Source organism: Martinezella sp. CNPSo 3732 (genome assembly GCF_057784515.1).
Genome location: NZ_JBXSOO010000018.1, coordinates 37,489 through 57,882, shown reverse-complemented (window position 1 = coordinate 57,882; position 20,394 = coordinate 37,489). Strand labels below are relative to the sequence as shown.

The window sequence follows — 20,394 nt, the reverse complement described above, 5'->3', positions numbered from 1 at the left end:
GCGTCGTCGCCTAAAAGCCGGCGGCGCTGTTTTCCATCGTGATTGACAGCGTGGCGCTAGGCCGCGGCGGATATCGTCCTGCTGACGCTTGTGGAGTGGCCATCGGGGCCGCCTCGGTCTGCGTTCCCTGAAAAGCTCAGGCGGAATGCTGACAGCATGGAACGAAGCTCGGCACTTCCCTCGGCCAGACGCATCCCACCTTGAGCCATATCCTCGACCATCCCGCCGTTCTTCTGGTTGGCCTTGTCAAATTGAGTGATGGCTGTATTGACCTGAGCCAATCCAGAAGCCTGTTCCTCCGCTGCACCGGCAATTGCATCCATGTGGCTGCTGATTTCCTTGACGAGCCGCTCAATGTCTCCAAGCCCTGCTCCTGTGTCGCTGACGAGGCCGACGCCGTGACCGACAGCATTAGCCGAATTTGAAATCAGAGCCTTGATCTCCTTTGCGGCCGTCGCGGATCTCTGCGCCAGTTCACGAACCTCCTGTGCCACCACTGCAAAGCCTTTTCCAGCCTCTCCCGCTCGGGCCGCTTCAACACCTGCATTGAGCGCAAGAAGGTTGGTCTGGAAAGCGATCTCGTCGATAACGCCGATAATCTGGCTGATCTTTCGAGAGCTGTCCTCAATCTGCCCCATGGCCGCAATTGCGCTTCGGACCACCGATGCTGCCGCGTCGGCCTTATGGCTTGCGTCTTTGACCGCATCACGAGCTAAAGTCGTGCGCTTCGTCGTTGCAGCGACGTTCGTCGTTATTTCGTGGAGTGCGGCGGCGGTCTCCTCGAGAGCTGCCGCCTGCTCGCCCGTGCGCCGCGATAGGGCCGAAGATCCCGTGGAGAAATCCAGGCTTTCCTTGTCCACCACCTCGGCCAAACGGCCAACAGCCGTCAGCGTGGTGCGCAGTTGGACAACGGACGTATTGAAGTCATGGCGAAGAGCTTCGAACTCATCCGAAAATTGATCCCCAACCTCGCAACAAAGGTCTCCTCTCGCCATAGAGCGCATTGCACCCGCCAGGCCCCGAGTTGCTCGCGAAAGCTTTTCGGCCGTCTCGCGTTCGGTCCGGCTCTGAAGCTCCGCACGCTCGGATTCTGCGTGAGATCTCAGGAGGTTGGCCTCTCGCTCCAGCTTTTCCCTATCGATTGCATTTTGCCTGAACTGTTCAACCGCTCCCGCCATCTGCCCGATTTCGTCTGAGCGGGTCATGCCCGGTACATCCGAGCTGGTGTCCCCTTCCGTCAGTCGCTTCATGCGATCGTTGATGCGCTTCAGCGATTCTGTGATATTAGAGGTAAGCACCATCGATCCAGCGGCAATCAGAAGCAAAAGCGCTATGGTAGCGATACTGAACGCGGTAAGCTCGAATCGGGCTCTTGCGATCTCTCGACGGGAAGCCGCTTCCAAATATCCACGCGTGTCGGAAAATGCTTTCTTGAGGATTCCCAGCCTATGGGACGTTACGGATTGCCATCTTGCCACTTTGTCCGGATCAGAGACGCCGGATGTGGTCAGGCTATAAAGGCCGGTTCTCACACCCTCGATGAAGGCTTCGTCGTCTGAGGCAAGAAACGCCTTGTAATCGTCCATCACGACGTCTGGTAACCGCTCCAATGCGGTGCTTTGAAAATTGGCAAAGTTGACTTTGGAGTTGATCACGAGGGTCTTTTGAAGAGCGGAAAGCTCCGTGTTCGAAAGATGGACAGCCCCATTCGCCATTTCCATGGTGGATGCCTCGTTGACCTGCATCAGGGCGTAGTAGCCTTGGAGCAATCCGGCAATATCAGGATCCGCCGTCTCGCTGCCGGCTCTGCGGACGATATCAATCGCGGCGGCCGGAAGGGGTACCAAAGCGGTGCCTTCGGCCAACAACTCCTTATTGAGTGCATCATGGTTCGATTTCACTCGGTTTCTGAAGGCAAGCCAGCGTTGCTTGCTGTCTTGAAGAAAGCTGAAATCGGCTGCAAAGACGGAATCCGGCTTCCCGTCTTTACTCAGTTGCTCATAGGTGCGGGAGAGGTTAGCAAATGCATCGTCGGTCCGTGCACGCGCCGATTCGATCACCCCGGGTGGGGAGAACATTTCGGCGGGAAGCGATTGCGCAAGCTCGCCCGAGGTATTGGCAAAACGCTGAACGAGCGCAACGCGAACGGCGTTATTGTAAGCTTCGTACGATTCCCAAATCTTTAACCCGCCAAAGAATGTCATCGCGATCACAGGCGGGACAACGGCCCCATAAAGAGCAGCCCGAAGTGCGACTTTATTCATGATTGCCGACATTGAACGTTTCCTCCCGATACCGTCAGACATCCAAATACCAAATCGTATTTAAGATTCGATAAATCCGTCGCTCCTTGATTTCGTCCCAACGGCAATTATTTACTATTTCAGATACTTTTTGGTATGCACATTCGTATTGGTATGTTAAATGCCTCTCTCTGATGGCCTTGCTTAGCGCGGTTCAGGATGAGCGGTTCTACGTCACCAACGCATCGGTCAAGAACAACGCTCGCAGGGAGGGGAATGGCCTTGGTTTATGATTGGGAACAATGTTCTCCGTTTCGCTAGGCGCCATCGAGAAATCGGTGGTGCCTGGATAGCCATATGACACATCAAAATAACTGCCGGCGAGGTCGCACACCACGTCAGCCGCTTTCGGCAACAACCGGGAAGGATACCAATCATGGACGTAAGAGCAGCGGTCGCGGTTGCGGCAGGCAAGCCGCTTGAGGTGATGACGGTTCAGCTGGAGGGGCCAAGAGCCGGCGAAGTGCTGATCGAGGTCAAGGCGACCGGCATCTGCCATACCGATGATTTCACGCTCTCGGGTGCCGATCCGGAAGGCCTGTTTCCTGCCATCCTCGGCCATGAGGGTGCCGGCATCGTCGTCGATGTCGGTCCGGGTGTGACTTCTGTGAAGAAGGGCGATCACGTCATTCCGCTCTATACCCCCGAATGCCGCGAATGCCCGTCCTGCCTTTCGCGCAAGACCAATCTGTGCACCGCGATCCGTTCGACCCAGGGCCAGGGCCTGATGCCGGACGGCACCTCGCGCTTCTCGATCGGCAAGGACAAGATCCATCATTACATGGGCTGCTCGACCTTCGCCAATTATACCGTGCTGCCGGAGATCGCCGTCGCCAAGGTCAATCCCGACGCCCCCTTCGACAAGATCTGCTACATCGGCTGCGGTGTGACCACAGGCATCGGTGCCGTCATCAACACCGCCAAGGTGGAGATGGGCGCAACCGCCATCGTCTTCGGCCTCGGCGGCATCGGCCTTAACGTCATCCAGGGCCTGAGGCTTGCCGGTGCCGACATGATCATCGGTGTCGATCTCAACAATGACAAGAAGGCCTGGGGCGAGCGCTTCGGCATGACGCATTTCGTCAATCCGAAGGAGGTCGGCGACGACATCGTGCCCTATCTCGTCAACATGACGAAGCGCGGGGCCGATCAGATCGGCGGCGCCGACTACACCTTCGACTGCACCGGCAACACCAAGGTGATGCGCCAGGCTCTGGAAGCCAGCCATCGCGGCTGGGGCAAGTCGGTGGTCATCGGCGTTGCCGGCGCCGGCCAGGAGATCTCGACGCGTCCGTTCCAGCTGGTGACGGGCCGCTCGTGGATGGGCACGGCCTTCGGCGGCGCCCGCGGCCGCACCGATGTGCCGAAGATCGTCGACTGGTACATGGAGGGCAAGATCGAGATCGATCCGATGATCACCCACACCATGCCGCTCGAAGATATCAACAAGGGCTTCGAGCTCATGCATTCCGGAAAGAGCGTCAGAGGCGTCGTCGTGTATTGAGTGGGGCCAATAAATAAAAATCGATTTAGGAAGTCCTAAGGGCGACGAGAACCAGCAAATTTGCGTCTCTATGCACTAGACAAAACAGGTTCGTTTTGCACGTTTTCGCCACCCGTTCGGTTACCCCGCCATCGACGGGGATTGGGGTAGAGGAGCCGGCTGGGCCGGAAGTTCAGCAATGATGAAAATTGGGTCTCCCAGGGAGACGAACCCTGGAGAGTTGAGGGTCGCTCTGACGCCAGAGAGCGCTCGAGAGCTTCAAAAGCTCGGATATCAGTGCATGATCGAAGCGGGTGCCGGCCAGGCGGCTGGGTACTCAGACGATCGATATCGCGCAGCTGGTGTCGCCGTTTTCGATAATGTCGAAGATCTTTATGCGGAGGCCAACCTGATTGCGAAGGTTCGCCCACCCGATGCCGGCGAGATAGCGCAGCTTGCACCCGGCAAGACGCTGATTTCCTTCTTCTATCCGGCGCAGAGCCAGGACCTTCTTGAACAAGCCAAGTCCAAGGGGGTGAACGTCATTGCCATGGACATGGTGCCGCGCATCTCGCGCGCCCAGAAGATGGATGCCTTGTCCTCGATGGCCAACATCGCCGGCTATCGTGCGGTGATCGAGGCCGGAAACAATTTTGGCCGCTTCTTCACCGGGCAGGTGACGGCCGCCGGCAAAGTGCCGCCGGCCAGGGTCCTGGTGATTGGCGCTGGCGTTGCAGGCCTTGCAGCCATCGGCACGGCAACTTCACTCGGCGCCATCACCTATGCCTTCGATGTGCGCCCGGAAGTGGCCGAACAAATCGAATCCATGGGGGCGGAATTCGTCTTCCTCGACTTCGATGAACAGCAGCAGGATGGCGCCGCGACAGGTGGCTATGCCGCGCCGTCTTCGCCGGAGTTCCGAGAAAAGCAACTGGCCAAGTTCCGCGAACTGGCACCTCAGATCGACATCGTTATTACCACGGCCCTGATCCCGGGCCGGGATGCGCCGAAGCTGTGGCTTGCCGATATGGTGACGGCGATGAAGCCGGGCTCGGTGATCGTCGATCTTGCCGCCGAACGCGGCGGCAACTGCGATCTCACCGTGCCGGATCAGAAGATCGTCTCCGACAATGGCGTGATCGTTATCGGCTACACGGATTTTCCGAGCCGCATGGCGGCGCAGGCCTCGATGCTTTACGCGACCAACATCCGCCACATGCTGACGGATTTGACGCCGGGCAAGGATGGGGTTGTCGTCCACAACATGGACGATGACGTCATCCGGGGTGCAACCGTCACCAAAGATGGCGAGATCACTTATCCGCCGCCGCCACCGAAGGCGCAGGCAATCGCGGCCGCAAGACCAAAGGAGAAGGTGAAGGAGCCGACGCCAGAGGAAAAGCGGGTCAAGGATCTGGCTGCCTTCAAGGCGCAGACCCGCAATCAAGCGGTGCTGCTCGCCATCGGCACGGCACTTCTGCTCTTTGTTGGCGCCTATGCCCCGTCGAGCTTCATGAGCCATTTCGTCGTCTTTGTGCTCTCCTGCTTCGTTGGTTTCCAGGTCATCTGGAACGTGTCGCATTCACTGCATACACCGCTGATGGCGGTGACCAATGCCGTGTCCGGCATCGTCATCCTCGGCGCGCTGCTACAAATCGGCTCGGGCAATTGGCTAGTTACGACGCTTGCTGCCCTTTCGGTACTGATCGCCACCGTTAACATTGTCGGCGGCTTCCTGGTCACGCGACGCATGCTTGCCATGTTTCAGAAGTCTTGAGCGATAGGGATCTTCAAAAATGACCATCGGTATCGTATCAGCCGCCTATGTTGCGGCAGCGGTTCTCTTCATCCTCTCGCTCGGTGGCCTTTCTGGCCAAGAAAGCGCCAAGCGCGCCGTCTGGTATGGCATTGTCGGCATGGCCTTCGCCGTAATCGCCACGATCTTCGGACCCGGCGTCGGCAGTTGGTTCATCATCGCGCTGATGATTGCCGGCGGCGCGGTGCTCGGCCATTACGTGGCGAACCGGGTGCAGATGACGGAAATGCCGCAACTCGTTGCGGCGCTGCATTCCTTCGTCGGTCTTGCCGCCGTCTTTATCGGCTTCAATGCCCATATTGAAGCGGTCCAGGTCGCTGGTCTCGATGAAGCCTCGCGCGCAGCGCTCACCGGATTTGGCGCCATTTTGGCTCACAAGGATGTCGTGGAACTGTCAATCATGAAGGTCGAGGTCTTCCTTGGCGTCTTCATCGGCGCCGTCACCTTCACCGGTTCAGTGATCGCCTTTGGCAAACTCGCCGGTAAATTGGACGGCAAGGCCAGGAAGCTGCCGGGCGGTCATTTGCTGAATGCCGGCGCTGCCATCGCCTCGCTCGCGCTGCTGGTGATGTATTTCGATGGAGCCGGTGTATGGACGCTCACTCTGATGACGGCACTCGCCTTCTTCATCGGTTATCACCTGATTATGGGGATCGGCGGGGCCGACATGCCGGTCGTGGTGTCAATGCTGAACAGCTATTCCGGTTGGGCGGCGGCAGCCATTGGCTTCACGCTCGGCAATGACCTCTTGATCGTCACCGGCGCTTTGGTTGGCTCGTCGGGTGCGATCCTCTCCTACATCATGTGCAAGGCGATGAACCGCTCCTTCGTATCGGTCATCCTTGGCGGCTTTGGCAGCACGGCCGGTCCGCAGATCGAGATCACCGGCGAGCAGATTGCCATCGATGCCGACGGTGTCGCCGCGGCATTGAACGATGCCGACAGCGTTATCATCGTGCCTGGTTACGGCATGGCGGTCGCCCAGGCCCAGCAATCGGTTTCGGAACTTACGCGCAAACTGCGCGCCGCCGGCAAGACTGTCCGTTTCGCGATCCATCCTGTCGCCGGGCGCCTGCCAGGTCACATGAACGTGCTCCTTGCCGAAGCGAAGGTGCCCTACGACATCGTGCTTGAAATGGATGAAATCAACGAGGATTTTCATGAGACCGACGTCGTGATCGTGATTGGTTCCAACGACATCGTCAACCCGGCGGCGCAGGAGGATCCGAACTCGCCGATCGCTGGCATGCCTGTTCTCGAGGTATGGAAGGCCAAGCAGGTGTTCGTCTCTAAGCGCGGCCAAGGAACCGGATATTCCGGTATTGAGAACCCGCTCTTCTATAAGGAAAACACTCGCATGTTTTATGGCGACGCCAAGAAGAGCATTGACCAACTTCTTCCCGCTTTGGCCTGAATCTATCTTCCTCCCCGATCTGTCGGGGAGGTTTCCCCGAGGGGTGAACATCTGTGACCCATGCCGGGAGAATCCGGAGATCGCAGTATAAGCCCAAACTGCGATACATGAGGACCAATTGCCGAAAAGTCGGTTTCCGGTCGTCGTTCGAATTCTCCGAACCCGACAATTCCAGCATTTCTGCATGTCCGCAGGCCGAGAGGTGCGTGAATGCGTCTACTACACCGGTTTGGAGGATCACGGTCCGCGCCGCTAGCGTCGGGGTAAGGCTGGCGTGAGAACTGGATTTCACAGCCAGCCCGACACCTACGCAATCTCGTGGCCGCAGCGCGTATCAGCTGCTCCGGTTCGAGTGGCGCTTTCACTGCCTGCTTGAAGGGATTCTCGCAATTTCGAGGGCTCAATCGCCGCGCGAAAATTCATTGACGCGCAAACTCGTCCGGATCGAGTGCGAGAGACACGCCTCGGTTGGCGCATCGAGAGAGATATTTACCTGCTTGGCTATCGCAACGAATTTGCCATTGGCGGCTGACGCGATCGTGATAACGATCGCGTCAGCCGCCAATGGCTCTCCCTGAGGTTTTTCTGTCCCACGATGATATACCCGCCGCGAAGAGGCTCACGTGGCCCAACGCGGCGCATCTTATTACGGGTTATTCCTCGGGAGCAATTCTTACGACAATGCCGTCAAGAGCCTGATCAAATGGAATTTGACAGGAAAGACGGGAATTGTCCTCGCGATAATCTGAGCCCTCCAGCAATTCGCTTTCGTCGATCGAGGCATCGGGTAGTTGCCCGCCGCCCGGGAGGCTTTCGACATAGACATGACAGGTGGCGCAGGACAGGCAGCCGCCGCACATCGCCAGGAGTTCGTCAAAGCCGGCGTTGCGGATGTTTTCCATCAGCGACATGCCGATACGCCCCTCGAAGTGATGGAGTTCGCCGTCGCGTGTACGCAGTGAGATCGTAGCCATTGATTTTTCCGTGTTCCGACTGAGAACCTCGGACCGTCAATTGGTCTCGAGGGGCAGTTCCTTGAGTTGCTTAGAGATATCAGCCAATCGGTCGCTGCTGAGCTTGGCCGCGTGTTCGACGAGTTTCCGCCCCTGGACATAGTCTCGCGGCGCATTCACGCAATCCAATGCGATCACCGCTCCGTTCTTCAGATAAACCAGGCTGAAGCTGCGGCTGGCCGGCTCGCCCCGCAGGACGACGGCGTCGTAGCCGACATTGAGGCCGACCGTCTGCAGCTTCAGGTCATATTGGTTGGACCAGAACCAGGGCAACGCGTCATAGGCCTTGTCGTCGCCGCAAATGGCTTTTGCGGCTGTCGTCGCCTGATCGGTGGCGTTCTGCACCGACTCGATCCTGATGCCGGCACCATGGATGAGTTTTGCGCAATCACCGACGCAATAGATGTTGGGTAGCGACGTGCGGCAGTATTCGTCGACATCCACGCCGTTGCTGCCCTCGGCTCCGGCGGCCAGAAGCGGGGCGGCGGACGGCACGATGCCGATGCCCACCACGACGATGTCGGCTTCAATCGACTGGCCAGACTCCAGCAGCACACCGTTCACATGGCCGTTGCGCCCGGCGATGGCTTTGACGCCGCTGTTCAAGCGGATCTCTACCCCGTGGTCGCGATGCTCGCGTTCATAGAAGCGGGATATGGGTTCTCCGGCCACTCGGGCGAGGACCCGGTCGAGCGCTTCGACAAGGACGACCTCCTTGCCGAGTTCTCGAAACACCGCCGCCGCCTCAAGGCCCACATAGCCGCCTCCGATGATTGCGATCGTTCTGATATCTGAAAGAACGGCCAGGAGCGCGTCGCAATCCGCCTTCGAGCGGATATAGAAGATGCCGGAAAGCTCGCTGCCGGGGCAGACAAGTTTGCGCGGCTCTCCGCCCGCGGCCCAGACGAGGCTGCCATATGAATAGCGCGCGCCATTTTCCAGAGTGACCGTCTTTGCGATTGGATCGACCGTAACGACGCGTGCGCTCAGCAAGAGTTCCACATTGCGGGAACTCCAGAAATCCTGCGGCCTTAAATGCATCCTCTCGAACGTCTTCTTCCCGGCGAGATACTCTTTCGACAATGATGGCCGGTCGTATGGCACCTCCGGCTCGGCGCCGATCAGCGCTATGCTTCCTTCGAAGCCGGCTTGACGAAGTGCTGCCGCTGTCTGGCAACCGCCGTGTCCCGCGCCGACGATGATGCAATCGAAAGTGCCCGTGAGGACGTCCTGCGTCATGGCGTCACTCTTTCTGCACCGATCAGAACGAAGCACATGGTGGCGGGCTTGTCGCTCTTGTTGCGCCACGCATGGCGCGTGCCGCATTGAACGACAATGTCGCCTTGTTTCAGGAGGGTTTCCGCACCGTTATCGAGTTCGAGCCAGATCTCGCCATCGAGAACGATGTCGTAATCGATTGTGTTCGTGGTATGCATGCCGGGCGCGTCCGCCTCAAATGCCTGGATCAGCCCGGAAATGTGTAGCGCCTGTTCCGCAAACGCGGCCGCGGGATCGACGGTAGCAAAGACCGAATCCGGTGGAAAAACCACGATCATGAGCTTCGTCTCGCCCGCTTCGGGTGTGATCAGAGTGTGCGGCGGTGCCTGTTCGGCATGGTCCTGCGGCAAGCTTGGCTTTGCCGGCGTGGCGTATAGGACGGAGGTCAGGTGACCTGGTACGGAGTCATATCTGTGAGCGTTGGGCGTCGGACCGTCGCTGACGAAAACCGACTTGCCGTCTTTAAGACCCGTAACCACCCGGCGCGGGATGCGGATGTCTGCTCCCTTATTCATAGGTCAGGCCTTTTGCTTTCAACTGGGGTCGCATATTGTTGATGTCGAGGCTCAATTGGCCGGACTCGTAGAGTGCACGCTTTTCGTCCTCCATCTGCTGCCGTTTAAGGGCTTTCTGAAGGACCGCTTCCGCCTCGTCGCGTTTGACCACGCACACGCCGTCGTCGTCCGCAATGATCACGTCGCCCGGTTCGATCGCGGCGCCGGCGCATACGATCGGAACCTGAACGTTCGCCAGCGTCTCCTTCACCGTGCCTTGGGCCGAGATCGCCTTCGCCCAGACTGGGAACTTCATCGCCCGCAGGTCGGCGATGTCGCGCACGCCGGCGTCGATGACCAGGCCGACGATTCCCCGCGCCTTGCACGAGGTGGCGAGCAGGTCGCCGAAGTATCCGTCGGTGCAGGGGGAGGTCGGCGCAACCACCAAGATGTCGCCCGGCTGGGCCATTTCGAGGGCGACGTGGATCATCCAGTTATCGCCGGGCGGAACTTCACATGTCAGGGCCGTCCCGCCAATGCGCGCGCCCTCGAGCACGGGCCGCAGATGCGAAGCCAGAAGCCCCTTTCGGCCTTGCGCTTCATGGACCGTGGCGACGCCAAGTTTGCCCAGGGCCTCGCATACCGCGCGGTCAGTCCGCGGCGTCTTTGTCACTACTCTCACCAGAATCCTCCCGGGCCTGCCCCATATTGGCGCGGGCATGCCACTCTAAATACCAATAAGTATGCAAATTCCATATGGAATGTCAATTCAAACCCGCGAATTCTGCGCCGGTTTGGAGCCGCTTTTTGGCTATGAAGCCGATGCGTCCAGATAGCTGGGATCAAAGACGCCTACAGACGCGGACCGGGTGGCTTCGTCCAGAAGGCTGGCGCGGATCATAAGGTCGATAGTGGTGTCCAACGCCTGCTGTGGGATCGAAAGATCGTCGGGCCACATTCCCATGTCGCGCATATAGCGCAAGCCCTGCAGCGCAAGATCCTTGTCATCCTTGGTCGTGATCCGCTGGAAAATCGGAAGGGTGATCTCCTCTCGGCCGGGATCGCTGGTGATCGCATAGGCTTCCCGCAACGCGCGCAGAAAGCGGATCACGAGGTCGCGGTTTGCCTCCAGCCAGGTCGCGCGTCCAATGATCGCCGCGAAGACAATTTGCGGGATGACGTCATTGATCTCGCCGATGAGATTGAAGCCTTGCCTTTCGGCGAGGAAATTCCAGGGCGCCGGTTGCGGAGCGCAGTCGATTTCACCGGATTGAAGCGCTTCCCAACGTTTCGTGTGAATACCCGCGAGCGCGAATTCGTAGTCGCCGGGGTAACGCAATCCTTCCTTGGACAAAAGCATCTGGGTGTAGATTGCCGTACCTTCGGTCAGCGAAGAGGTCCCGACCTTCCTGCCTCGGAGATCTTGGATGGAGTTGACGGATGGCTGGGCGACAAGAGACATCGGCAATCTGTTCGAGTTTGAGGCGATTACCCTGAGCGGGCCGCCTTGCACGAAGTTTGAAACGGCTCCTTCAGGAGGTGTAATTGCGAGGTTGGCCTCGCCCTCCAACACGGCACTGGTGGCCTTGTCGACGGTCCCCATCTTCATGTACTCGATCGACAGCCCGTGCCTGGCGAAAATGTCGTGTTCTTCCGCCACGAAAACCGGTAGCCAGTTGAAGCCTTGCGCTCCGCCGGCCAGACTGAGTTTCTGGATTGAGGTCATTTGAAATCTCCCTATGGATTTCGGGCTGTTTAAAGGCCGCGGTCTTGGAGTCTTTTGTCCAGCAGCGGGTAGACCCGTCGCGCATTTGCTTCGAAGATCGCTCGTCTCTCATCCTCGCCAAGGTCGAGCTGGTCGATATATCGCTTGGTGTCATCAAAGGGATGACCGGTCTCGGGATCGATTGCCTTTACGGCGCCGAGCAGTTCCGAGCCGAAGAGGATGTTCTTCGTATCGACGACGCGGAACAGCGTATCGATGCCCGCCTGGTGATAGACGCAGGTATCGAAAAACAGGTTGTTCATGAGGTGCGTGTCCAGGCCCGGCTTTTCGAGCATGATGGACAGACCGCGATAACGCCCCCAATGGTAGGGAGCGGCCCCGCCGCCATGCGGTATGATCAGCTTGAGATCGGGATGACGCTCGAACAGGTCTCCCTGGATAAGCTGCATGAAAACCGCGGTATCGGCGTTGATATAATGCGCTCCGGTCGTATGCAGGCAACGTTCGCAGGAGCCGGAGACGTGGATCATGGCGGGCACCTGAAGCCCCACCATCGCCTCCCAAAGCGGATCCCACCAGGTGTCGTAGATTGGCGGCGCGCTCCAGCGGCCCCCTGATGGATCGGGATTGAGATTACAACCGACGAAGCCATTGTCGACGCAGCGCGCCAGTTCTTCGATGACTGCCGAAAGATCGCCGTCCACAGTTTGCGGAAGTTGGCAGACCGCGGCGAAGTTGTCGGGAAACATGTCGACGACCCGACCGATCGTGTCGTTCGAAACCCGCGCCCATTCTTTCGCCACCGGCAGGTTCGGCAGATGGTGCCCCATGCCGGAGGCGCGGGGGCTAAGAAGTGTCACGTGCGAGCCGCGCTCACGCTGGATCTTGAGCTGATTGGCTTCGATGATGTCGTGAAGCTGCTTGTCAGGGATGCCCGGATAGACTGGGCGATCCGACGACGTGCCTTCCGCAAAAGCGACCTGGGCTTTGCGGAAAGCGTGGTGCTCCGGCGGTTCGGTAGTGAAGTGGCCATGACAGTCGATGATGAGTGACATCACGCGTTCCACTTCGCGGGAAGATCCGAAATACCGCGGAACCGCCAGCCCTTGCCCTGGATCTCGCGCGATCGGTCGAGCCGAAGCTCGGGCAACTGACGGAACACTTCCGCAAGTGCAATCTCGCCCATGGCGCGGGACAGAAAATGTCCCGAACAAAAATGTGGGCGGAAGCCGAACGAGAGGTGCTGTTTCTTCTTGCGAAACATGTCGAACTTGTCGGCTTCTTCGAAGCGGGTCTCGTCACGATTGGCGGAGCCCATGACGATTGCCACTGACGCTCCTCGCGGAATGACGGTTCCGGCAATCGCGAAATCCTCTCGGGCGACGCGCGGCGTCACGCCGATCGGAGCGATCCAACGCAACCCTTCGTCGAAGGCGCGCAAGGCGTTTTCCTGAGGCTGCTCGGCCATGATCCTGGCCTGCTCGGCATTTGTAAGAAGACCTGTGCACGCGTTCGCAGCCGCATGGCCTGGCTCCTGAAGACCACCAAGAATGATGACGCGCATGGTGGGGGAAATCTCCTCCCAACTGCGAACCTCGCCCTTCGGCATGCCACCATACATGACGTGACTGAGGAGGGAGTTGTTGGGCTTGGTTAAGCAGGCCTGATAGAGGTCGCCCATCTGCTTGTCGATGTCTGCGAGCGCATCGTCAAGACGCTTCCATATGGCGGGGTCGTTCGCAACGTTCTGAAGGCCGAGCGCCATCGCGTGAAACCACTCGACGAGCGTCTCGTTAGGGGTGTCCGTCAGACCGATGACGTCGCCGATACACCGCACCGAAATTGGCTCGAAGAATTCGGTCGTAAGGTTTGCCTCTCCGTTCTTCCTGATCGTATCGATGTAACGTTGCACGACCGGGTGCGTCAGGCCTTCGACAAACGAGCGCACGCGCTCTTGTGTAAGATTTTGATCAATGCCTTCGCGAAGGCATTGATGTTCCTCGCCCGACATGGTCAGTACGTTCGGCATGCCCATGACGCGGGCTTCAGGGCGATCGACTGATCCGGAGGGCCCAAACACCTTGTCGTTGCCGCCGATCGTGCGGCAGTCGTCAAATCGCGTGATGAAATATTCCTTGGTGCCTTCGAAGAAGGCGACCGGCTCTTCCGCACGCAGCCTTGCGTAGACCGGATACGGATCTCGATACAGGTTCTCGCCCGTCAGTTCGCTATTGTTTCCTGTCATGGATATCCTCCCATCGCCCCTTGGGCGGGGCATTCGATTGTCTTGCCGCCTCCGGCTCCAACCCGATGGCAGACAACTCTCGAGGCCATTTCGTGCAAGCCAATCCACATGCGATTGATACTTGACATACCGAAACGTCTTCGGATACTTATTGGTATCCAAAGCGGAGATAGCTGTCAATCACAGAAATTGGACAGCTCGTCGGGGAGACCGCTCACGGAGGGAGGAAATAGTGGAAATGAGTAGCATCGTCGACGCGCGCCCCGTGCTTGAAGCCCGCGGCATTTCAGTGCACTTCGGCGGCATCAAGGCGCTTACCGACGTCTCCGTTTCGATACGTTCGGGCGAAATCTGCGGCCTGATCGGACCCAATGGTGCGGGCAAAAGTACCTTTCTCAATGCAATCACCCGTCTTGCGGCCTACGACACAGGCACCATTGTCTTGAATGGGGTACCAATTGAAGGCGCGAGGGTTCGGGACATGATCGGCCTCGGCGTCGCGCGGACCTTCCAGAACCTCGGCATCTATGCCTCCATGACGGTTCTGGAGAATGTCATGCTCGGCGCCCACCATGAACTCGGCAGCAAGTTTGCACGGGCGATACTGACCCCTTTGCGATCACGGGCCGATGAGCGGACGGTGTGCGCAAAGTCGATGGCTATCCTCGAAGAGATGGGCATGGCCGATATGGCGGCGCGAAAAGCAGGTGTGCTTCCCTATCCACTGCAGAAGCGGATGGAAATTGCCCGCGCCCTCGCGTCAGATCCCAAGCTGTTGCTTCTCGACGAACCGGCAGGAGGGTTGACGCATGGCGAGGTCAACGAGTTCGGCACTTTGCTGGACGGAATAAGGAAGAGCCGCAATCTCTCCATCCTCCTTATTGAACACCACATGGGCCTGGTGATGGGGCTGTGCGACCGGATCGTTGTTTTCCATCTCGGCCGTAATCTCGCCGAAGGCACTCCGAGCGAAATCAGCTCGAACGACGCGGTTGTCTCGGCTTATCTGGGGAGGGCAGCGTAATGCTTCTCGACATCAAGGACCTCTCCGTATTCTACGGCAAGACACGAGCGTTGTTCGACTGTTCGTTGTCGGTGTGTGAAGGTGAGTTCGTCGCGCTGCTCGGCTCAAATGGGGCAGGGAAGACAACGCTTTTACGCGCGGTCTCGGGACTGCTTCCGTTTAAGGGATCGGTCGCCTTCTGCGGAAGGGCACTGGAAAGAACCATCGCGCAAAAGCGTCTTGCGCTCGGAATTGCTCAGATACCGCAAGGCCGCGGCACCTTCACGGAGTTCACCGTCGACGAAAACCTATCGCTTGGTGCGACGATCATATCCGATCGATCACAGGTGCGGGAAGACAAAGAGCGCTGGTACGAAACGTTTCCCCGTCTTCGCGAACGGCGGGACCAACTGGCTGGGAACCTGAGCGGTGGCGAACAGCAGATGCTCGCGGTTGCCCGCGCACTCATGTCCCGCCCGAAGCTCCTGATGTGTGACGAGCCTTCGCTCGGGCTTGCTCCTTCGATCACGCAGGAAATCCTGGCGATCTTTAAGACGCTGAACAAGGAGCACGGCATGACGCTGCTCGTGGTCGAACAGAACGTTGACATCACACTTCAATACGCCGATCGCGCCTTCGTCATTGAGGCCGGCCAAATCGTCGCAAGCGGGGCGGCAAGCGACCTTATCAACAATGAGGACATCAAGAAATCATATCTGGGAGTTGCCTGATGAGTCTCTTCTTGCAGCTCGTCGTGAGCGGACTGACGACGGGTGCCATCTACGCGGCACTCGCTCTTGCGCTCGTCCTGATTTTCCGGGCGACGAATGTCGTGAATTTCGGCCAGGGCGAGATGGCAACATTTTCGGCTTACGTCGCATGGCAGATGATGCAATGGGGCGTCCCGCTCTGGCTAGCGGTGCTTACAAGCCTGGCGGTCGCATTCGTCACAGGCATCGTGACATTCCGTCTCGTGATCAGGCCATTGATGAGCGCGTCCGTGGAGGCGGTCGTCGTGGTCACGCTTGGAATATTCGTCACCTTCCAGGCCATGTGCATGTGGATCTGGGGCGCTGAACAACTCTCATTCCCAAGCCTGTTCCCCGATGGCGGCTTCAACTTTGGCGAGGTTCGCGTGCTCGCATCGGCAGCAGGCACGCTGGCGATCCTGATCTTCATCGCGGCCGCCATCGGTTTCATCTTCCGCTTCACAAGACTTGGGTTGTCGATGCGCGCGGCCGCCTTCGATCGGGCTCGCAGCGTCCTTGTCGGCGTCGACGTCGAGCGCATGCTGATGCTCGGATGGGGTTTCGCGGCGGTCATTGGTGCTCTTGCGGCGATCCTGATTGCGCCTCGTCTCTTCCTCAGCCCGACAATGATGGCGCCGATTTTGTTTTATGGCTTGGCTGCCGCGACTCTCGGCGGATGGGATAGTCCGCTGGGTGCAATTGTCGGCGGCTTGGCTGTTGGCGTCGCCGAAAGCCTTGGTGCCACTTACCTTCCTTTCATTGGCGCTGACATGCGCATTGCTGTGCCAATCGTCCTCACATTGGCCATCCTGCTCGTGAAGCCGGTCGGCCTGTTCGGTTCCTACAAGGTGACAAAACTATGAGTGGTGGATTCCGCCCGGCCTTGATCAAGTTCGGTCTGTTCGTACTTGTGGCAATATTGATCCCATTCATCGTTCCGGACTACGCACACCAGCAGATATGCGTTGCGATCGCCTACGCAATCGCAATTCTCGGTCTGAACCTGCTGATGGGCTTTGCGGGACAGATCTGCCTTGCACAAGGTGCGCTCTTCGGCGTCGGTGCGTATGCGACAGCGATATTGAACGCGACTTACGGCATTGCTCCGCTCGCCACTCTTCCCGTTTCGGCGGCGGTGACGGTTTTGGTCGGACTCGCGATCGGCCTGCCGGCGCTGCGGCTTCAGGGCCTGCAGCTGGCAATTGTCACCTTCGGTATCGCTGCTGCCTTCCCTCAGCTCGTGTTGAAAATGGGAAACTTCACGGGCGGGGTTTCGGGTCTTCCGATCGACGCTCTTGAACCGCCTGAATGGCTTCCCCTCAGCCCGGAGGTTTGGCTCTATGTCATTTGCCTCGGATGCGCGGGGATCGCCGCCCTTCTGGTTGCGTTGCTGCTTTTCGGCGACGTCGGACGCGCGCTACGGGCTCAACGCGACAATGCGCAGATCGCAGAGGCCCTCGGTGTGAACCTGACACGCACGCGATTGTGGGCATTCGCTGGAAGCTCGGCACTTGCGGGCATGGGCGGCGGCGTGTTCGCCATTGTCACTGGCTTCATCAGCCCTGAGTCGTTTCTGGCGATCCTGTCCATCAACATCGTAATCGGCAGCATCGTCGGCGGAGTGACGAGTATCGTCGGAGCATTTGTCGGCGGGCTGTTCATGGTCTTCGTTCCGACCTGGGCCTCCGACATCAACCTCAGCCTCGGCAACCTGATTTATGGCCTGGCGCTAATCCTGATCATGATGGTCGCGCGCAATGGCGTTACTGGATTCGTCGAAAAATGGCTTTCGATGATCTTTCGGAAAACAGCAGGCTGAGGAGGCCCGCGACCGAACAATGGGAGGAACTGATATGAAATTTGTCTCCAAGCTGAAGGGCTGCACAATGCAGTTGGCCGTGGCCGCGCTGCTTGTTGCAACACACGCCAGCGCAGCCGAGACCACACCGGGTGTAGCCGATAGCTCGGTGAAGATTGGCGTTACCGGTCCCTTGACCGGACCGGTCGCTGTGGTCGGCGGTGTTGCGGAAGGCATCCGCGCCCGTATCGAGCAGGCCAATGCCGAAGGCGGCGTTAAAATGGGCGATGGAAAAACGCGCAAAATCGACCTGATCATCGAAGACGACTCCCTCGATCCCCAGCGCACGTTGGCCAACGTCCGCAAAATGGTCGAACAGGACAAGGTATTCGCGCTCGTAGGTACCGCAGCAACACCAAACAACCTTGCGATCGGCCGCTACATCACCCAGAAGAAGATCCCGAATGTCTTCATGTATTCAGGTGTCGTTGCCTTGAATGCTCCGAAGTGGGAGGTCGGCTTCGTCCCGTCCTTCTCTACCGAGGCGGACTCGTTTGCCGAATATCTGAAGGCCCACAAGCCCGATGCGAAAGTCGCCATTCTCTATCTCAACACCGAGACCGGCCAGACCTTCATGAAGGCGTTCGACCGCTCGATCGAGGGCTCTCACGTCAAGGTATTGGACCGCCAGCCGGTCACATCCCAGGATCCGACCGTCGAAACGCAGCTCTCGACGTTGAAAGCCTCTGGCGCCGATACCCTCGTCATCATCGCGGCGCCTCGCCAGGGCGGCGAGGCAATCCGCTTTCAATCCGAAAGCGGCTGGAAGCCTTTAACCCTGGTCACGAACCTTTCGTCGGCTTACCCGGTCCTCCAGTCGGTCGGACTGGACAACGCCAAGGGCATCATCACGTCAGATTTTCTCAAGCCCATCATCAGCGATAAGCCGTCGGGTGACGAGGGCGTCGATCGTTACCTTTCCGCCATCTCCGCGGCCAAGGTGAACTTTAATTTTGCAAACACGATCGGTCAGACCGGCTACGCCATCGGCGATTCCTTGATCCAGGCACTTCAGAAGCTCAAGACGCCGACACGCGAGGAACTGATGAAGGTGGTGCAGAATATGGATGGCTGGAAAAATCCACTTCTCCTGAATGGCATTACGATGACCACCAAGGAGGGCAGCGACATTTTCCCGATCGAAGCGCTGCAGCTCTATCAGTTCGACGGCCAGAAGTACGTGCCGCTCGGCGACGTCCTGCATTTTGAAGGCAAGACGAAGGAGTGATGCGGCGATGAGGACGCCGGACCGGTTGCGCTGGCGTTCTCATCCGATCTCAGCCAAGTGGAGCGAGATAAGGGATTGCGGATGTGGGCACCCATGCCTGCGACGTTCGCGCTCGCCAAGCCTGACCGGTGCAGCGAAAGAGCGCGAGGATATCACAAGCCAAGGGAGGAGAACTTATGGCTGTCGTTGGAGGAATGACCAGGACTCTCGAGACATTGATCAACGAAGCAGGCGGAGCGGTGAATTTGCTGCGCGGGTCCAACATTGGCCCCTATGTCTTTCCGGGCATACCACCCGAATTCACCAATTGGCGCGACGAGGTGCGATCGTGGAAGGACGGCGTGGCGCTTCTGGAGCAATCCCATCACATGACCGAACTGCATTTGCGCGGGCGCGACGTCATCGCCTTCCTTTCACAGTTTGCGCTCAACAGGTTCGATCCGTTTCAGGTGCGCCGCGCCAAGCAGATCCGCTGGCAGGTCATGACGGCCATTATATCGCCGACGCAATTCTTTTTCGCGAGGAGGAAGAGTTTTTCCGCGTTGTCGGCGCACCGTTTGCGAGTGATTGGCTGCTCTATAACGCACAGGCCACATCTTTGGACGTGAGCGCAGAGAAGAATGATAACTGGTCGGTGCGCCAGGCGCCCCACGATGTGTTCCGGCTGCAGATCCAGGGACCGCAAGCATTGGCCCTCATGCAGGACGTGACGGAAAATACGCTGCCGGAAATCAAATTCTTCTTCATCGGCGAGTTCCAAATCGCCGGAAAGAACGTGCGGGCGCTGCGGCATGGCATGGCGGGTACGCCGGGCTTCGACCTCTATGGCAAATGGGATGATCAGCAGGCGGTTCGGGAAGCACTCGAAAAGGCTGGGGAGAAATATGGCATACGCAAGATCGGCGCGCTCGCCTATTCCACGACGGCTCAGGAATCCGGCTGGATGCCCATGCCATTGCCGGCGATCTATCACAGTGCCGACATGAAGCCCTATCGCGAATGGCTCAACAACTATTATCTGGAATCGATCGCGTCGCTTGGTGGCAGCTTCCTCTCTGATCGTATCGGGGACTACTACGTTGATCCGATCGAGCTAGGCTATGGCGGGCTCTTTGACTGGAACCGCGACTTCCTCGGTCGGGATGTACTCAAGGACAGGGCAGCCAACCAGAAGCGCACAAAGGTGACACTCGTCTGGAACGATGACGACATTGCGGCAACGATCAAGGCTTCCCTCTTCGACAAGGGGGCACCTGGTCGCTTCGTCGCTCTTCCCACGCCAATGTATGCGACATTCGAATCCGACGCGGTTCTCAAGGGCGGTAAACGCGCCGGTGTATCGCAGTGGTCTGCCTATTCCGCCAATGCAAGACGCTTCATTTCGCTTGCGCTCGTCAACATCGAACACGCCACGCCCGGTACCGAACTTACCCTGCTATGGGGTGAGCCGGATAGCCGGCGGCGGACTGTGGACCGCCATCATGTGCGCGAAATCCGCGTCACCGTGGCGCCGGCACCGTATTTCGACAAGGTCATCAAGACCGGCCAGCAATAATAGGTTCTGTCATCTGCACTGATAGCGCGCCTCTTCGCAACTTCGCTTCATGTCGTTGCCGAGCGACGCTTCCATCTCGCTCACGATAAAGACTAATATAATTATAAAATGCAATTGCACGACCCGTCAAAGGTCGCTAGTCTGTTTGATGCTGACGTGGAGATGGGAATGGTCGGTCATTCCCGCGGCAGAAAGGTGCATGTTTGCCTGTCTGCGTCGCGCCCCATGA

Annotated in this window: 18 protein-coding genes; 10 read left to right on the top strand and 8 right to left on the bottom strand. The window is 58.5% G+C overall.

Annotated features, from left to right (window positions below; genetic code table 11):
• Positions 1-56 precede the first annotated feature (56 nt).
• A complete protein-coding gene (locus AC13RM_RS24220; RefSeq protein WP_488555680.1) occupies positions 57-2,276 on the bottom strand; it encodes a methyl-accepting chemotaxis protein in 2,220 nt (739 codons plus the stop codon).
• Positions 2,277-2,679: 403 nt separating this feature from the next.
• Between AC13RM_RS24220 and AC13RM_RS24215 the strand changes: the two genes are divergently transcribed.
• The 3 genes from AC13RM_RS24215 (at position 2,680) to AC13RM_RS24205 (ending at position 7,016) form a co-directional block, all read left to right on the top strand.
• Positions 2,680-3,807: an S-(hydroxymethyl)glutathione dehydrogenase/class III alcohol dehydrogenase gene (locus AC13RM_RS24215; RefSeq protein WP_488555679.1), complete on the top strand. Its 1,128-nt coding sequence runs from the start codon at positions 2,680-2,682 to the stop codon at positions 3,805-3,807.
• Positions 3,808-3,988: 181 nt separating this feature from the next.
• Positions 3,989-5,563, top strand: coding sequence for a Re/Si-specific NAD(P)(+) transhydrogenase subunit alpha (locus AC13RM_RS24210; RefSeq protein ID WP_488555758.1), 1,575 nt, complete (start codon positions 3,989-3,991; stop codon positions 5,561-5,563).
• Between the two features lie 19 nt (positions 5,564-5,582).
• Positions 5,583-7,016, top strand: a complete 1,434-nt coding sequence (locus AC13RM_RS24205; RefSeq protein ID WP_488555678.1) for an NAD(P)(+) transhydrogenase (Re/Si-specific) subunit beta — start codon at positions 5,583-5,585, stop codon at positions 7,014-7,016.
• Positions 7,017-7,669: 653 nt separating this feature from the next.
• Here AC13RM_RS24205 and AC13RM_RS24200 read toward each other — a convergent pair.
• From AC13RM_RS24200 to AC13RM_RS24170, 7 genes are all read right to left on the bottom strand, one after another.
• Entirely contained in the window at positions 7,670-7,990 is a 321-nt protein-coding gene (locus AC13RM_RS24200) for a 2Fe-2S iron-sulfur cluster-binding protein (protein WP_488555677.1), read from the bottom strand.
• A gap of 36 nt (positions 7,991-8,026) precedes the next feature.
• Complete coding sequence (locus AC13RM_RS24195) at positions 8,027-9,268, bottom strand: NAD(P)/FAD-dependent oxidoreductase (protein WP_488555676.1); 1,242 nt, start codon at positions 9,266-9,268, stop codon at positions 8,027-8,029.
• Positions 9,265-9,822 (bottom strand): cupin domain-containing protein, encoded by a 558-nt coding sequence (locus AC13RM_RS24190; protein ID WP_488555675.1) that lies wholly within the window; start codon positions 9,820-9,822, stop codon positions 9,265-9,267. The genes AC13RM_RS24195 and AC13RM_RS24190 overlap by 4 nt, the downstream gene beginning before the upstream one ends.
• Positions 9,815-10,522 carry a 4-carboxy-4-hydroxy-2-oxoadipate aldolase/oxaloacetate decarboxylase gene (locus tag AC13RM_RS24185; RefSeq protein ID WP_488555674.1) on the bottom strand — a complete coding sequence of 236 codons (708 nt, stop codon included), beginning with the start codon at positions 10,520-10,522 and terminating at the stop codon, positions 9,815-9,817. The genes AC13RM_RS24190 and AC13RM_RS24185 overlap by 8 nt, the downstream gene beginning before the upstream one ends.
• Before the next feature lie 90 nt (positions 10,523-10,612).
• Positions 10,613-11,527, bottom strand: coding sequence for an ABC transporter substrate-binding protein (locus AC13RM_RS24180; RefSeq protein ID WP_488555673.1), 915 nt, complete (start codon positions 11,525-11,527; stop codon positions 10,613-10,615).
• Between the two features lie 29 nt (positions 11,528-11,556).
• Positions 11,557-12,582 carry an amidohydrolase family protein gene (locus AC13RM_RS24175; RefSeq protein ID WP_488555672.1) on the bottom strand — a complete coding sequence of 342 codons (1,026 nt, stop codon included), beginning with the start codon at positions 12,580-12,582 and terminating at the stop codon, positions 11,557-11,559.
• Positions 12,582-13,772 carry a cytochrome P450 gene (locus AC13RM_RS24170; protein ID WP_488555671.1) on the bottom strand — a complete coding sequence of 397 codons (1,191 nt, stop codon included), beginning with the start codon at positions 13,770-13,772 and terminating at the stop codon, positions 12,582-12,584. The genes AC13RM_RS24175 and AC13RM_RS24170 overlap by 1 nt, the downstream gene beginning before the upstream one ends.
• Positions 13,773-14,010: 238 nt before the next feature.
• Here AC13RM_RS24170 and AC13RM_RS24165 point away from each other — a divergent pair, with 238 nt between their 5' ends.
• The 7 genes from AC13RM_RS24165 (at position 14,011) to AC13RM_RS24135 (ending at position 20,165) form a co-directional block, all read left to right on the top strand.
• Positions 14,011-14,796: an ABC transporter ATP-binding protein gene (locus AC13RM_RS24165; protein ID WP_488555670.1), complete on the top strand. Its 786-nt coding sequence runs from the start codon at positions 14,011-14,013 to the stop codon at positions 14,794-14,796.
• Complete coding sequence (locus tag AC13RM_RS24160) at positions 14,796-15,506, top strand: ABC transporter ATP-binding protein (protein WP_488555669.1); 711 nt, start codon at positions 14,796-14,798, stop codon at positions 15,504-15,506. Before AC13RM_RS24165 ends, AC13RM_RS24160 begins: the two co-directional genes overlap by 1 nt.
• A complete protein-coding gene (locus tag AC13RM_RS24155) occupies positions 15,506-16,387 on the top strand; it encodes a branched-chain amino acid ABC transporter permease (RefSeq protein WP_488555668.1) in 882 nt (293 codons plus the stop codon). The genes AC13RM_RS24160 and AC13RM_RS24155 overlap by 1 nt, the downstream gene beginning before the upstream one ends.
• Complete coding sequence (locus tag AC13RM_RS24150; protein WP_488555667.1) at positions 16,384-17,343, top strand: branched-chain amino acid ABC transporter permease; 960 nt, start codon at positions 16,384-16,386, stop codon at positions 17,341-17,343. The genes AC13RM_RS24155 and AC13RM_RS24150 overlap by 4 nt, the downstream gene beginning before the upstream one ends.
• Positions 17,344-17,377: 34 nt before the next feature.
• Entirely contained in the window at positions 17,378-18,610 is a 1,233-nt protein-coding gene (locus AC13RM_RS24145) for an ABC transporter substrate-binding protein (protein ID WP_488555666.1), read from the top strand.
• A 215-nt stretch (positions 18,611-18,825) separates the two neighbouring features.
• Positions 18,826-19,218, top strand: a complete 393-nt coding sequence (locus AC13RM_RS24140; RefSeq protein WP_488555765.1) for a hypothetical protein — start codon at positions 18,826-18,828, stop codon at positions 19,216-19,218.
• Positions 19,107-20,165, top strand: coding sequence for an aminomethyl transferase family protein (locus tag AC13RM_RS24135; protein WP_488555757.1), 1,059 nt, complete (start codon positions 19,107-19,109; stop codon positions 20,163-20,165). Before AC13RM_RS24140 ends, AC13RM_RS24135 begins: the two co-directional genes overlap by 112 nt.
• Positions 20,166-20,394: the final 229 nt, after the last annotated feature.

Coding starts and splice junctions, on each gene's coding strand:
- AC13RM_RS24220 (WP_488555680.1), bottom strand. CDS start 2,276: ATGTCGGCAATCATGAATAAAGTCGCACTTCGGGCTGCTCTTTATGGG.
- AC13RM_RS24215 (WP_488555679.1), top strand. CDS start 2,680: ATGGACGTAAGAGCAGCGGTCGCGGTTGCGGCAGGCAAGCCGCTTGAG.
- AC13RM_RS24210 (WP_488555758.1), top strand. CDS start 3,989: ATGAAAATTGGGTCTCCCAGGGAGACGAACCCTGGAGAGTTGAGGGTC.
- AC13RM_RS24205 (WP_488555678.1), top strand. CDS start 5,583: ATGACCATCGGTATCGTATCAGCCGCCTATGTTGCGGCAGCGGTTCTC.
- AC13RM_RS24200 (WP_488555677.1), bottom strand. CDS start 7,990: ATGGCTACGATCTCACTGCGTACACGCGACGGCGAACTCCATCACTTC.
- AC13RM_RS24195 (WP_488555676.1), bottom strand. CDS start 9,268: ATGACGCAGGACGTCCTCACGGGCACTTTCGATTGCATCATCGTCGGC.
- AC13RM_RS24190 (WP_488555675.1), bottom strand. CDS start 9,822: ATGAATAAGGGAGCAGACATCCGCATCCCGCGCCGGGTGGTTACGGGT.
- AC13RM_RS24185 (WP_488555674.1), bottom strand. CDS start 10,522: ATGCCCGCGCCAATATGGGGCAGGCCCGGGAGGATTCTGGTGAGAGTA.
- AC13RM_RS24180 (WP_488555673.1), bottom strand. CDS start 11,527: ATGACCTCAATCCAGAAACTCAGTCTGGCCGGCGGAGCGCAAGGCTTC.
- AC13RM_RS24175 (WP_488555672.1), bottom strand. CDS start 12,582: ATGTCACTCATCATCGACTGTCATGGCCACTTCACTACCGAACCGCCG.
- AC13RM_RS24170 (WP_488555671.1), bottom strand. CDS start 13,772: ATGACAGGAAACAATAGCGAACTGACGGGCGAGAACCTGTATCGAGAT.
- AC13RM_RS24165 (WP_488555670.1), top strand. CDS start 14,011: ATGAGTAGCATCGTCGACGCGCGCCCCGTGCTTGAAGCCCGCGGCATT.
- AC13RM_RS24160 (WP_488555669.1), top strand. CDS start 14,796: ATGCTTCTCGACATCAAGGACCTCTCCGTATTCTACGGCAAGACACGA.
- AC13RM_RS24155 (WP_488555668.1), top strand. CDS start 15,506: ATGAGTCTCTTCTTGCAGCTCGTCGTGAGCGGACTGACGACGGGTGCC.
- AC13RM_RS24150 (WP_488555667.1), top strand. CDS start 16,384: ATGAGTGGTGGATTCCGCCCGGCCTTGATCAAGTTCGGTCTGTTCGTA.
- AC13RM_RS24145 (WP_488555666.1), top strand. CDS start 17,378: ATGAAATTTGTCTCCAAGCTGAAGGGCTGCACAATGCAGTTGGCCGTG.